This is a genomic window from Paenibacillus sp. P4_A7 (genome assembly GCF_056402455.1).
This window is the reverse complement of record NZ_JBFUHJ010000012.1, coordinates 1-12983: the sequence shown is the minus strand read 5'-3', so window position 1 is coordinate 12983 and position 12983 is coordinate 1. Positions and strand designations below refer to the sequence as shown.

The 12983-nt window shown below is 39.2% G+C and carries 13 protein-coding genes and 1 other annotated feature; of the genes, 12 read left to right on the top strand and 1 reads right to left on the bottom strand.

The genetic code is table 11. The annotated features are described in order from the left end of the window. Position 1: 1 nt before the first annotated feature. The 12 genes from AC1DWN_RS03470 to AC1DWN_RS03415 all read left to right on the top strand — a co-directional run bounded on the left by AC1DWN_RS03470 (position 2) and on the right by AC1DWN_RS03415 (position 12055). A complete protein-coding gene (locus tag AC1DWN_RS03470; protein ID WP_477557548.1) occupies positions 2–3031 on the top strand; it encodes an efflux RND transporter permease subunit in 3030 nt (1009 codons plus the stop codon). A gap of 204 nt (positions 3032–3235) precedes the next feature. Further along, positions 3236–4129 (top strand): hypothetical protein, encoded by an 894-nt coding sequence (locus AC1DWN_RS03465; RefSeq protein WP_477557547.1) that lies wholly within the window; start codon positions 3236–3238, stop codon positions 4127–4129. A 300-nt stretch (positions 4130–4429) separates the two neighbouring features. Further along, positions 4430–5917, top strand: a complete 1488-nt coding sequence (locus tag AC1DWN_RS03460) for a DHA2 family efflux MFS transporter permease subunit (RefSeq protein ID WP_477557581.1) — start codon at positions 4430–4432, stop codon at positions 5915–5917. 34 nt (positions 5918–5951) lie between these two features. Further along, positions 5952–6395: a MarR family winged helix-turn-helix transcriptional regulator gene (locus tag AC1DWN_RS03455; protein ID WP_477557546.1), complete on the top strand. Its 444-nt coding sequence runs from the start codon at positions 5952–5954 to the stop codon at positions 6393–6395. 59 nt (positions 6396–6454) lie between these two features. Then, positions 6455–6799 carry a DUF3889 domain-containing protein gene (locus tag AC1DWN_RS03450; RefSeq protein ID WP_477557545.1) on the top strand — a complete coding sequence of 115 codons (345 nt, stop codon included), beginning with the start codon at positions 6455–6457 and terminating at the stop codon, positions 6797–6799. An 84-nt stretch (positions 6800–6883) separates the two neighbouring features. Beyond that, positions 6884–7195, top strand: a complete 312-nt coding sequence (locus tag AC1DWN_RS03445; protein ID WP_477557544.1) for a YbjQ family protein — start codon at positions 6884–6886, stop codon at positions 7193–7195. A 177-nt stretch (positions 7196–7372) separates the two neighbouring features. Further along, positions 7373–7684, top strand: coding sequence for a rhodanese-like domain-containing protein (locus AC1DWN_RS03440; protein WP_477557543.1), 312 nt, complete (start codon positions 7373–7375; stop codon positions 7682–7684). Positions 7685–7779: 95 nt separating this feature from the next. Beyond that, positions 7780–8009 (top strand) — a binding site (T-box leader). A gap of 48 nt (positions 8010–8057) precedes the next feature. Next, positions 8058–9932 carry an arginine--tRNA ligase gene (locus tag AC1DWN_RS03435; RefSeq protein ID WP_477557542.1) on the top strand — a complete coding sequence of 625 codons (1875 nt, stop codon included), beginning with the start codon at positions 8058–8060 and terminating at the stop codon, positions 9930–9932. 248 nt (positions 9933–10180) lie between these two features. After that, on the top strand, positions 10181–10390 hold the full coding sequence (locus tag AC1DWN_RS03430) for a small, acid-soluble spore protein, alpha/beta type (RefSeq protein ID WP_477557541.1): 210 nt from the start codon (positions 10181–10183) through the stop codon (positions 10388–10390). A gap of 353 nt (positions 10391–10743) precedes the next feature. Next, complete coding sequence (locus AC1DWN_RS03425; protein WP_477557540.1) at positions 10744–10971, top strand: hypothetical protein; 228 nt, start codon at positions 10744–10746, stop codon at positions 10969–10971. A gap of 207 nt (positions 10972–11178) precedes the next feature. Next, entirely contained in the window at positions 11179–11757 is a 579-nt protein-coding gene (thpR, locus tag AC1DWN_RS03420) for an RNA 2',3'-cyclic phosphodiesterase (RefSeq protein ID WP_477557539.1), read from the top strand. 46 nt (positions 11758–11803) lie between these two features. Next, on the top strand, positions 11804–12055 hold the full coding sequence (locus tag AC1DWN_RS03415; protein WP_477557538.1) for a YolD-like family protein: 252 nt from the start codon (positions 11804–11806) through the stop codon (positions 12053–12055). Positions 12056–12627: 572 nt separating this feature from the next. Here AC1DWN_RS03415 and AC1DWN_RS03410 read toward each other — a convergent pair. After that, positions 12628–12879 (bottom strand): hypothetical protein, encoded by a 252-nt coding sequence (locus AC1DWN_RS03410; protein ID WP_477557537.1) that lies wholly within the window; start codon positions 12877–12879, stop codon positions 12628–12630. Positions 12880–12983: the final 104 nt, after the last annotated feature.

Sequence of the window (12983 nt, the reverse complement as noted above, 5' to 3'; positions counted from 1 at the left end):
TTTGAAAAGCATTATACGGTTTTCGCTAAATAATAAGTTTGCTTTATGGATTTTAACCTTGATCGTATTATTTGCCGGACTTTATTCAGGAATGAATATGAAGATGGAAACCTTGCCGGATGTTACAATACCAATTGTTAGTGTAACTACCGTCTATCCAGGAGCAGCTCCTGAAGAAATAATGGAAAAAATCACTAAACCCATTGAGCAGCGTACACGTAACTTGATGGGAGTTAAAGTAGTTAGCTCGACATCTTATGAAAATGCATCATCGGTTGTAATTGAGTATGACTACGAGACGGACATGGAAAAAGCTACAACTGAAGTGAAAGAGGCTCTGTCGGAGCTTAAGTTTCCAGTTGGAGTTCAGGACCCTGCCGTTTCACGTATTAGTCTGAATGCTTTTCCAGTATTATCGTTAAGCGTTTCGAACGATAATATGGATTTGGAGCAGTTGACAAAATTAGTTGAATCAAGCGTTTTACCTCGTTTGAAAGGGCTTGAGGGTGTAGCCAGCGTTCAAATGTCAGGTCAAAATGTGAGAGAAGGCGAGCTTGTTTTCAAAGAAGATAAGCTGAAGCAATACGGTTTAACGCAGGACATGGTGAAGGGAATGATTCAAGCTTCTGCGATCAACGCGCCGCTTGGCATTTTCGAATTCGGTGAAGCGGAGAAAGCGATCGTTGTAGATGGTAATATTTCATCAGAGGAAGATCTGAAGAACCTCATCCTCATACCTACGGTTAAACTAAGTGACGTAGCTGATCTTAGCATCGTTGGTAAAGCAGAATCGATATCCCGTACGAACGGTAAAGACGCAATTGGCTTGAACATTGTTAAAGCAGCCGATTCGAATACAGTAGACGTCGTTAATCTCGCTAAGGATGAAATTAAGGAACTGGAACAAAAAAATGAAGGCTTGTCTATCATAGCAACACTCGATCAAGGTAAACCGATCGAAGATTCCGTTCACACGATGTTAAGTAAAGCGGTAATTGGCGCATTGTTCGCCATCCTGATTATTATGGTCTTCTTACGTGATATTCGTTCAACGATTATTGCAGTTGTATCCATACCGCTATCTATCTTAATCGCACTACTCATTTTAAGTCAGATGGATATTACGTTGAATATTATGACTCTCGGCGCGATGACGGTCGCTATTGGACGCGTAATTGATGACTCCATTGTCGTAATTGAGAACGTGTATAGGCGGATGGCGCTCTCGACAGAGAAGCTCACTGGCAAGGAACTTATCCTTGATGCAACACGTGAAATGTTTATGCCAATCTTGGCATCAACTATTGTAACCATAGCAGTATTTTTACCGCTTGGTCTCGTGTCCGGCATGATTGGAGAAATATTCCTACCGTTCGCATTGACGATTGTATTTGCACTATTAGCCTCTTTAGTTGTTGCGATTACAATTGTTCCTATGCTGGCGCATATGATGTTCCGCAAAGGCTTGAAGCCTGGTAAAGCACATAACGATAAACCAGGAAAAATGGCTGAATGGTACAAAGGAGTATTACGTTGGTCATTAAATCATAAATTTATCGCATTTGGCTTAGCTGTTGTAATGTTAGTCGGAAGCTTGTTCCTTATACCTGTAATTGGTGTTAGTTTCATGCCTGCTGATGAACAGAAAATGATGGTCGTTTCATATAATCCAGCTCCAGGCGAGACGCTTGAGCAGGTTCAGAAAATGGCTCTTGATGCTGAAAAACAACTGCTTGAGCGTGAAGGTATCAGCGTTGTTCAATATGTAGTTGGCGGAAGTAATCCATTTAGCCCAGGCGCATCGAAACAAGCGTTATTCAATTTAAGCTACGAGGAGGATTCTCCTGATTTCGCAGCTGAAAAAGAGAAAATCGTACCGTTGCTGCAGGAGCTAGGTGGCAAAGGGGAATGGAAGCAGCAGGATTTCAGTGGCGGAGGTATGGGCGGTTCTGGCATCTCGATGCTCGTTTACGGTTCAGATATGAAGTCACTTCAGCCCGTAGTGGATGAATTGACAGCTAATCTTACGGATAACAAAAACCTGAAAAATATTGATTCCAGCTTGGCTGAAACCTATGATCAATATCGAATTGTAGTTGATCAAGAGAAGCTTAGTATGACTGGTCTGACAGCGGGTCGAGTTGCAATGGCGCTTAGTCCAGTACGTGACCGTCCTCTCATCACAACAATTGAGAAGGATGGCGAACAATTCAACGTTTACGTGAAGGTTGAAGCGAAGACGTACAAGGAAAAAGCAGATCTGGAAAATGTGAAGCTTATGTCACCTGCTGGTGTTGAAGTGGCACTTAAAGATGTAGTCACGATTGAAGAAGGCGAATCACCGAATACCATTACGAGACGTGATGATCGCGTTTATGCAGAAGTGTCTGCTGATGTTATCACATCCGATGTAGGTAAAGTATCTACCGAGCTGCAAAAGATGGTTGACGAAATGACTCTTCCAGCAGGTGTAGATGTTGAAATGGGCGGTGTGACAGAGGATATTCAAGAATCGTTCACACAGCTAGGACTTGCAATGCTGGCTGCCATTGCAGTTGTATATCTTGTACTTGTTATTACGTTCGGCGGAGCACTGACACCGTTCGCGATCTTGTTCTCCTTACCGTTCACCGTTATTGGAGCACTGTTAGGCCTACTCATTGCTGGAGAAACGCTTAGTGTTACCGCAATGATTGGTGCGCTCATGCTTATAGGTATAGTGGTTACAAATGCAATCGTACTCGTAGACCGAGTTATTCATAAGGAAAATGAAGGGTTATCCGTACGAGAAGCACTACTTGAAGCAGCGGGTACTCGTCTTCGTCCGATTTTGATGACTGCAATTGCTACGGTAGGAGCTTTGCTTCCACTAGCATTCGGATTTGAATCAGGCGGATTGATTTCCAAAGGTATGGCGATTACTGTAATCGGCGGCTTGACGAGCTCAACCTTGCTCACGCTGATTATCGTACCGGTTGTCTACGAATTTCTTAATCGCAAGAAGAAAAATAAAGTGGTTACTGCAAAATAATTGATGCTGTAGCGATATAGCTAAGATTAAGCAAGATACTGCAGAAATCATGTGAAGCAGAAGCTGTCCCAACGGTCATTGGCCGAAGGGGCAGTTTTTTTTGGGTTTACCAGTATCTTCTAATTTTGATATACGTATTGGAAGTTGAGGATGATGACGTATATGAAGCATATAGATTAACTAAAGATGAAAGGGGTTGTGAAAATGACACTTGTCGGTGCGTTGATTGGAATAGTATTAATCATTATTTTAAGCCTAGTATTAGGCCCATTGGGTATCCCTGTTGTATTGGCCATCATGTTCGGGATGATATTTAGTATTTATCAGAAGAATAAGCAATTTGTCAAAGACCTGAGTTTAATAAAAGAAAAGTTGGGCGTTGAAGAAAAGGAAGATCATATGAGTACGGATGAAGAAATTGAAGAAGAGCTTGAGGGTTATATCGAACCCGAAGATGAATCTGAGCTATCTAAATTGCTAAACAAACAAATTGAAGAGGAGCTCGAGGAATTTATCGGAAATGAAGGTGATCGGGATGTAAATGGAGGATATAGATTGTTTAATATAAATTATAGAATAGTGATGAATATGGATGAAATAGCTTCTTGGAGTGTGAAAAAGTTTGATGATGAAGGTGATTTACAGGGATTTTTTGAAATGGTATTTAAAGGCCACTCCTATGGATACTATCATTCCAGACCATTAGGAGATGATGAACGTGGATTTGATTCAATAACAAATTGGTTTGAACGATTACTAAACCTATACATATTGTTAAGAACCAATAACTATGTAGCAATTAGTGACACTAATTCTTATATAAAATGGCTGCAATTCGTTAAGGTTGAACCTGCTGATGTAGAAGTGAGCCTTATAGACAATGAAAATAAATCGTGGTTAAGTGACATTGTGACAACAACATTTAATCAGATGACTTATTCTGATTGGAAAGGTGTAGTTATATCTTTAGAAGAATTGAAAACTGAAATAATACTTAAGACAGAACTTTATATAGAGGAATTAAGGGATATAAATAAAAAACTTCTATATAGTAATCGTATAAAAATATTAACTGATTTGTTGCAGAAGGTTAAGTGATCAAGACGTATAAAGACAAATCAAGACTTCACTATACTGTAATAGAATTGCCACCACACACTCGATCACTAAAATTCAAAAAAAGAGCATCGCGCCTATTTACGATGCTCTTTTTTCATTTTCAATAATCAAATCTCATGTAAAAATGCGATGTAGAGGTCTGCACCTTTTCCAAGAGTAATAAAAAAAGAGAAAGGTTGTAGACAAGCCAAACGTACAACGTTAGACTGTTCAACACTAAACGGTTGAACGCTAAACAATCGTAATAAATGGATGTTAGGGGATTTGAAGCAAGTGTCGATGAACAAACAAGAAAATGTAAGGACTGGTCCGATTTTAACCGTACTTTTAATAGGGGCAATTGCTGCTATCTTAAATCAAACGGTACTAAATGTGGCGTTGCCGATTTTATCCAAGGAATTTGGTGTGGAAACGTCTACTGCGCAATGGTTAATAACGCTTTATATGCTCGTTAATGGTGTCTTCATTCCGGTGACTGCCTTTCTAATGGCGCGGTTCTCCACACGTCAGCTCTTTTTTGCAGCAATGATTATTTTTACAATAGGAACCCTGTTATGTGGTGTAGCACCTACCTTTGCTATTCTGCTAGCAGGTCGTGTAGTGCAGGCAATTGGAGCGGGAATTGTAATGCCGCTGTTGATTAGTGTCGTATTTCGCTTGTTCCCAATGGAGAAGCGGGGGGCAGCGATGGGGATTGTTGGTGTGGCGATTATGTTTGCACCTGCAGTAGGCCCGACTCTTTCTGGATTATTGGTTACTCAATTATCGTGGCGTTATATTTTTTACGCTATTCTTCCATTTTCAATTATTGCATTGATTGCATCTTTCTTTTTATTAAAAAATGTCTCTGAACCAAAAAAAGTGAAGCTCGATGTTATCGGCGTTATTTCCTCCTCATTAGGTTTTGGTGGTGTTTTATATGGCTTCAGCATAGCCGGTAAACAAGGCTGGGGGAGTGTGCCCGTATTAGCATCTTTAATAATTGGTGTAATTTCACTAGTATGGTTTGTTATACGCCAACTTACGACCGACAAGCCTTTGATCGACTTGAAAATATTTAAATCATTCGAATACACATTATCTATTATTATTAGCTTCTTCGTGAATGKAGTTATTTATGCCTCAATGATTTTGTTGCCTATCTATTTGCAAAACATTAGAGGAATGTCAGCACTAGAATCAGGACTATTCCTTTTACCAGGCAGCATAGTAATGGCTATTATGTCGCCGATTGCTGGTAGAATGTATGATCGGTACGGCATGAAATGGATTGGCGTTATGGGCGCAATCATCCTCACAGTATCGACAGTATTCTATACGAATTTGACTTTTGGTACAGGGATTTTACTGATGGTTATCATATATATGGTGCGCTCATTTGGTGTTACATTTCTAACGATGCCACTCATGACAACTGGATTGAATGCATTACAGCCTGAATTGCACGGGCATGGTACAGCGATGCAAAACACACTTCAAGCCATTGCTGGCGCAATAGGAACGGTGATTATGACTACAATAATGACAACTCAAACGGATCTATTTGTTACGAAGGAGATAGCGCAAACGGGTCAAGAAAACCTGACATCGAATCAGATAAGTGAAATAGCATCAGATGGTTTATTACACGGAATAAATAGTTCATTTATCGCAGCTACTATATTCGCTGTAATTGGACTTGTTAGTGTGATCGTGTTAGCATTAGCGCTGGATAAGAAAGAGAAGAAGAAATTGAAAACAGCATTGTCACATGAAGGTGTTTTTTAATATCAGATGACGCAGCCTGTAAAAGGGGTTTAAAATGAGCGGAAAAGATATCGATTTGTTTGATTTTGTGCACACAATGGAAGTATTTAATGGGCATTCAATGAAACGATGGAATAGTACTTTTAGCATAGATTTGGGAATAACGCCCATCATTGTTCTGTCCCAATTAAGTAAGTGTGGACCTCTGCGAGGCGTAGATTTGGCAAAGAAACTAGAACTAACTCCCGGTGCCATTACCAATATTACAAATAAATTAACCGCGAACAATTACATTTCAAGAGATATAGATCCAAACAGCCGTCGTTCCATACTCTATTCCATAGTGCCCGCTGGACAAGAGGTTTTGAAAGAAGCGAAAGAAAAAGGAATTAAAATGCAGTTGGAAATTATGAAAGTGTTGTCGCTTGAAGAACAGAATCAGTTACTTGCGATCTATAAAAAAATCAATGAATCGTTCTCTCCCGTCGTAGACGCATAGGAATGATCATATTGGGTGACCCTATTTGCTATATCTAGAAGGTAAATAGGAGTGATCACATGCTAGGTCATCTTTTCGTAAAAGCTGCTTTTGTCATCCTTAGCCTAACCAATTCCGGTGTAGTTGCATCGGAAGCTGTAGCTGTAGCCCAGCACGCTGAACCCAACTATGCAAAGTGGGGGARGGTTGCGATGGAGGAAACAGTAAAGGCATATCAAAATGCTTCCATTGTCGATTATAAATACGAAGGCAGACAGAAGTTAGGCGACGGGCAAGCAGAGGAAAGGTTTAAATTAAGATTGCGCCAGGATTCCCATGAATTTGGGGTGCGTGTTAGTATTCGAATCAAAGACGATTCAGATACACTGATCAACGTAAAGCTCAATGAATTGGATAGAAAATAATTGAAACATCTATGTTTGCGCCCTCGTATATAGAAGAAATACGAAATTAGATGCTTCTTTTATTGAAGCGGGAGGAGTTTAATTATGCTTATTACTACAACACCAACAATTGAAGGTCGTCCTATTCAGGACTATATTGGAGTCGTTACAGGTGAAGCGATCATGGGTGCAAACGTTGTTCGAGACTTTTTTGCATCCATTACAGATATCGTCGGCGGACGTTCCGGTGCATACGAAAGTAAGCTTAAGGAAGCAAGAGATGTTGCGATTGATGAGATGAAAAACCAAGCTGCGAAACTAGGGGCAAATGCTATTGTCGCGATTGATATTGATTATGAGGTTGTTCGTGAAGGTATGCTAATGGTTGCTGTGAGCGGCACTGCTGTTCGGTTCTAACTCATATTTGAAAAGTGAGGAAGCTTCGCTCGCCATGAGTAAGATTTCATGCGGGTGAGGCTAACTCATTTTTTTGTTGCTTATAAGTTAAATGCTCGAGATGGACAATGCTTTGGCAACGCGATACAATGCATTCGAACAATAAAATTAACGCGCTAAGCTTGAAGGGATGATAACATGTATCCAGAAATAACAACAGATGAATTGGAAAACCAGCTTAAAGAAGGTCAAAAGCTTAATCTTGTAGATGTTCGTGAAGTAGATGAATGGCAAGCCGGTCATATCAACGAGGCTCGTAACATTCCATTATCAGAATTACAGGAACGGATAGATGAGCTTAAGCAGGGAGATCAAGAAATTGTGGTCATTTGCCGCAGCGGCGGTCGCAGCACAAAAGCATGTGATTTTCTACATTCCCATGGCTATAAAGTAATTAATGTAGCTGGCGGTATGCTTGCATGGCCCGGTGAGGTAGCATACGGGGAATAGGTCATATGAATTTTTTCTTTTATCCTACAAATCTTGACACCCAACACAAATTGCTGTATAAATATTTTTAAGGTAAATATCAGAATATTCATACAACAACATTAAGGAATGGAACAGTAGTTCATGACGAATAGTTACAGCGAGCCGGGTCAGTGTAAGCCGGTACGGATGTCAGGAATGAAGCGGGTCCAGGAAATGGTTTGTCGAAGTGGTAGAGGTAGACAAATCCGGTCAATGACCGTTACGAAAACGAGGGGTTAGGCTTATTTTATTGGCTTGACACTTAGAGTGGTACCACGGGATCTTCACGGCTCTCGTCTCTTATTTAGAGACGAGGRCCTTTTTTTATTTCACTAAACAGGAGGGACATTCTATGATTAACGAACAAATTACAAAAGTAATTGAAGAGATTACACAAAGCTTGCTGAAAGAAATGGGGGTTCAAAGACCTGATAATTTAAAGATTACTGTCGAGCATCCTGCTAATGCTGATCATGGTGATTATAGCAGCAACATCGCCATGCAGCTCGCGAAAATTTTAAAGAGACCGCCAATTGTTTTTGCTAATGTGTTCAAAGAGAAGCTGCAAGTACATTCACAAATTGTTGCTTTATTTTACAAAATTGAAGTAGCTCCGCCAGGGTTTATTAACCTTTATATCGATTGGCAAAAGTGGGCTGTATATTCAGAGAATAATAGGTATGCTTCTAAGCAAGTCAAACAAAAGGTGCTCATTGAGCACACGTCAATTAACCCAAATAAGTCTGCTCATATTGGCCATTTACGTAATTCCTGTATCGGCGATACTTTGGCTAGAATGCTGAGAAAGAGTGGTCATCAGGTCGAAGTTCATAATTATATTGATGATCTAGGGAATCAGCTTGCGGACACGGTAGTCGGTATTCTTCACACGTCGACTGAACAAGCATACTCACGTTTCGGCGATTTCTGCTGGGAGACTTATTCGAAAATAAACAAAGCGTATAAGGAGCAGCCACAACTGCTTAAAGAGCGTTCAAACGTACTCGCTGAGTTAGAGGAGGGGCTTTCAAATCTTTCATGGATGGGGCTGCTAATTGCAGAAAGAATCGTACGTGAACATGTGGAGGAGATGCAGCAATTCGGCATCAGCTATGATGTTTTGGTATGGGAAAGCAGCATCGTTCGTGAAGGATTTTGGTCACGCGCCTTTGAGCTGCTGAAGAAAACCGATATATTTCGTCAAGAGACGGAAKGAAAGCTTCAGGGCTGCTGGGTACTCAAGCAATCAGAAGGTGAGGCTGACAATGACACTTTGGAGCAATCGGAGTTTCACGCGGATAAGGTACTGGTGCGTTCGAATGGCATTTTAACGTACACGGCTAAAGATATTGCGTATCATCTTTGGAAATTCGGGCTATTGGAGCAAGATTTTCGTTACAAAAAGTTTGCTGATCGTCTTTGGTCGACGCATGCGGAAGGCGTAAAGAAACCAATAGGTCATGCTGATATAGTCATAAACGTTATCGATCAAAGACAGGAATATCCTCAAGCGATGGTGAAGCAAGCTCTGCAAGCATTAGGCTTTGAGCAGCAAGCGAATCAGCTTAGACATGTTAGTTATGGTGTCGTCTCACTCAGTCCACAAACAGCGAAAGGGCTAAACATCGATACGTCCGATGGGAAGCATGCATACGCAATGTCGGGGAGACAGGGAATCGGAATAAAGATTGCAGATTTTTTAGAGAAAATGGCGCTTATCATCGATACCAAGCGTTCTCGCAAAGCAGGGATTTCAAGCCGTGCAATAGCAGCAGCGTCAATTCGGTACTATCTATTGCGTTTCCATTTGCAGACAGAAGTCGTATTTGATCTCGAGCAAGCAACAGAAGTGTCAGGCAATACGGGAGTGTACTTACTTTATTCCTACGCTCGTTCGCACAGTATTTTGGAGAAGGCGCAGGAAGTATCTTTGCCTGTACAGGATATCGATTTTAATGAACTTGAAGCCCAGGAGCAGAGCCTGATTAGACAGCTCGCATACTGGCCGGAGACGCTTCAAGCAGCAGTCAATGAATTGGCGCCGAATCAGCTATGTACTTATGTGCATGAGCTATCGACAACTTTTAATCACTTTTATGCGACTTGTCCTATACTTAAATCGGTCGGTGCGAAGAGAAGCTTGCGCTTGTGGATCACTGAGCGGTATAAGCAAACGATGCATGAAGCGCTAGAATTACTAGGTCTGCCAACGCCAAAAAAAATGTAGCCGCATGTACCATTATCAAGGTTGTTTCAAGCACTCTACAATTTTTCATAGTCCTTTGTTCTACTGTATTATACGGTGAAACTCTAAAGTGACTGGTTTTTGTGACTTCGATTGTGATGTCTGTGACCAGTATTGTGACTATTATTGAGTCGGATAAAAATCGATCTAAAAATTGTCGGAAATGTATGTATAAATATTCAATAAACTCCACAAAATACAATCATATCTTGCTTAGGAGTGATTGTATAATGGGAAGAAGTCGTTCGAATCAATTGGTTGTTCCGCAAGCACAAATGGCTCTAGACCAACTTAAATATGAGATTGCACAAGAGCATGGGATTCAATTATCAGAAGGTTATAATGGCAATCTGACAACTCGTGAAGCAGGTACAATTGGTGGCAATATCACTAAACGTTTGATTCAAATTGCTGAACAGTCATTAGGATCAAGAAGATAAATGAGAAACAAATAGTCCCTAAATCATCCAATAATAAGGATGGAATAGGGGCTATTTTTCGTTAGGAGATAAACAGACTCTGCGAACTGGTAACCGAAATGGGGGTACAAATAATAATGTCTAATCAATGAAATTAATAAATAAAATATTAGATGTGTCGAGTTTGAATTTTTAATTAAGAAGAAACGCAGCCTTGAGAACGTGTTCAGGACATGGGATTATAGTTTCAAAACAGCTATGGGGAGATAACCTTAGAGCTTTTCCCTTAGTTGATCAAGAGCAGTTACAATTTTATTTTTTTTAGGTTTCAAATCCATTTTCTAACTGGTATTATGGTGTTAGAGGTGGATTATATGTTTAAGATAGTAGAGGTGTCAAAAAACGTTCAATTTCATCGAAGGAATCAACGAGTTCCATCAGTAGAGCAAGTATATGAAGCTCATGAGAAGGCATTGAATGGTGATATTAGCGGTGCAATTGAATTACTTAATTGGAGAAGACATTGTTTTTATGCTAAGACTCAAGAGGACACGGAGGTTATGGAGATGATCTTTAAGTTGTCTTCTGGGGTGATGGAATAGAGTTTTCCAATTAAGTGAAAAATTAAATTTAGTTTAAAATATTATATATACAACTATACTATAACTACGGATCTTTTATCGAAAGAAAGAGGTATGAGAAAATACTCCGTACAGATCTCCCATGTTAGAATCCACCCTTGAAAATAAATAATCCCTTCATTTCTAGGGGAAACTAGAATTGATACTATTTTTAGGGGTGTTAATAAAATGAATACTAAATCAATGCGTTTGTTCGTTGCAATTCCTATCGATCAAAGATGGCGTGAACAATTGACAGAACATTCTACTTTACTCAAATCAAACCTTCCTTTTCAAAAATGGACACACCCAGAGGATTATCATATAACAATGAAATTTTTAGGTGACACCTCAATAGGTCAATTGCAAAAGATAGAAAAATTATTAGTAAAAGTTGCAGAAAATTCAAATCCGTTTGAAATAAAGGGAAAAGGGTGGGGAACATTTGGTTCACAAGCTTCACCAAGTATTCTTTGGGCTGGTGTGGGTGGAGATCTAAATTCACTTAGAAACTTACACCAAAGAATAGAAGATAGTTTAGCTAAGTTATTTCCAAAAGAAAATCGTGAATTTAATCCTCATTTAACTGTAGCTCGTCGTTACAATGGGCAAGAACCATTGAAAACCTCAATCGAGGAATATTTACCAGCTGCTTCAGAGCCAAATATTAATTGTTCAGTTAATGAGATTAAACTTTATCAAAGTCATCTTCAAAAAATACCAATGTACGAACCTATCATCTCATATAAATTTGGTATAAACTTATGATTAGTCTATCTACATATTTTTATATTACACAGCAGGAGGCATAAAGATGGCAAAAGCAAAAATACCTAAAAGACCAACACGAGATGAATTTGTGTTAGAGGAAATAGGCAACCAAATAACTGAAGCATTCCAGGAGAAGTCGGTTATACTTTTGACTGTTTGGGGAAGGGAAGAGCCACTTCGTGGACAGATTGTGCTCTTAGATTCCAGAACAGGAAAGGTTCATGTTCAAAAAAATGATGAGACAGAAAAAATCTCATTTATGGATATCATGAAAATTGATTATCCAAGAGATTAATCGCTACAAAATATACTAGGAATTAAGAAACTTGCGATTCTTGAATTGTGGAATGGGTTTATAAAGAATTGATTACTACTCTATATCTCACAATGAAACAAAGACATGATGACATGCTTCATAAAATTAAAGACATAACTTTGAATCATTCGACAGATGAAAAATTAGAGATGYTTGACTATAAATATAATGAACAAATAAAAAGATATAGAAAATGATCATAATTGCAATACAAGAAAGGCTTTTGAGTATCGTTTTGTATAACAAAAAACCTTCACCAGATCCAGTGAAGGAACATAACCTATATAGGGTATAGTCATATCATTCTTTCCCTAAAAGTCAATGTTCACGAGACATTGGCTTTTTTATTTTATATTCCAGCTCAAGTTTATTAATTGAACTTTAAATCTCAAAAGCAGCATCGAGTTAATGTACATAAAATAGCTGAACAACTTGATGATGGGTACAAAAAGGATAAGTCGGTCATGAAAGATGAAATGAGGGTAGTATTGGGGCTATAGTAGATAAAACCGTCTTTCACAAAAAAAGAAAGAGGCAAAACGCACCTCCTTCTATTTTAAACTTGAATTATAGACTGCTGCTTCTTCATCACTTAAAGTGTAGAATTTTGTTACCCTCCGAAGAAAGGTAGTTCCATCTGCAATTTTAATAATATCATCATTGTATGCCATAATCGGTAGTGGAGGTCTTAATCGCATAAGATCTTGATATACCATAATAGGCTCTTTTACTAACATAGCATCACGAATATCGCTATCAGTTTTTAACTCTTGTCCAGCTGAAAATTGAGGTTTCTCACTCATTTAGCAACCTCCTTATATTTTGTGAAGTAAAACAGTGAAACTCTTGATAGCAGCTTTGGATGGGGTGGCATTTAAGTTAATAGAATAACCCAACAGTCTAGCGA

Coding starts and splice junctions, on each gene's coding strand:
- AC1DWN_RS03465 (WP_477557547.1), top strand. CDS start 3,236: ATGACACTTGTCGGTGCGTTGATTGGAATAGTATTAATCATTATTTTA.
- AC1DWN_RS03455 (WP_477557546.1), top strand. CDS start 5,952: ATGAGCGGAAAAGATATCGATTTGTTTGATTTTGTGCACACAATGGAA.
- AC1DWN_RS03445 (WP_477557544.1), top strand. CDS start 6,884: ATGCTTATTACTACAACACCAACAATTGAAGGTCGTCCTATTCAGGAC.
- AC1DWN_RS03440 (WP_477557543.1), top strand. CDS start 7,373: ATGTATCCAGAAATAACAACAGATGAATTGGAAAACCAGCTTAAAGAA.
- AC1DWN_RS03430 (WP_477557541.1), top strand. CDS start 10,181: ATGGGAAGAAGTCGTTCGAATCAATTGGTTGTTCCGCAAGCACAAATG.
- AC1DWN_RS03425 (WP_477557540.1), top strand. CDS start 10,744: ATGTTTAAGATAGTAGAGGTGTCAAAAAACGTTCAATTTCATCGAAGG.
- thpR (WP_477557539.1), top strand. CDS start 11,179: ATGAATACTAAATCAATGCGTTTGTTCGTTGCAATTCCTATCGATCAA.
- AC1DWN_RS03415 (WP_477557538.1), top strand. CDS start 11,804: ATGGCAAAAGCAAAAATACCTAAAAGACCAACACGAGATGAATTTGTG.
- AC1DWN_RS03410 (WP_477557537.1), bottom strand. CDS start 12,879: ATGAGTGAGAAACCTCAATTTTCAGCTGGACAAGAGTTAAAAACTGAT.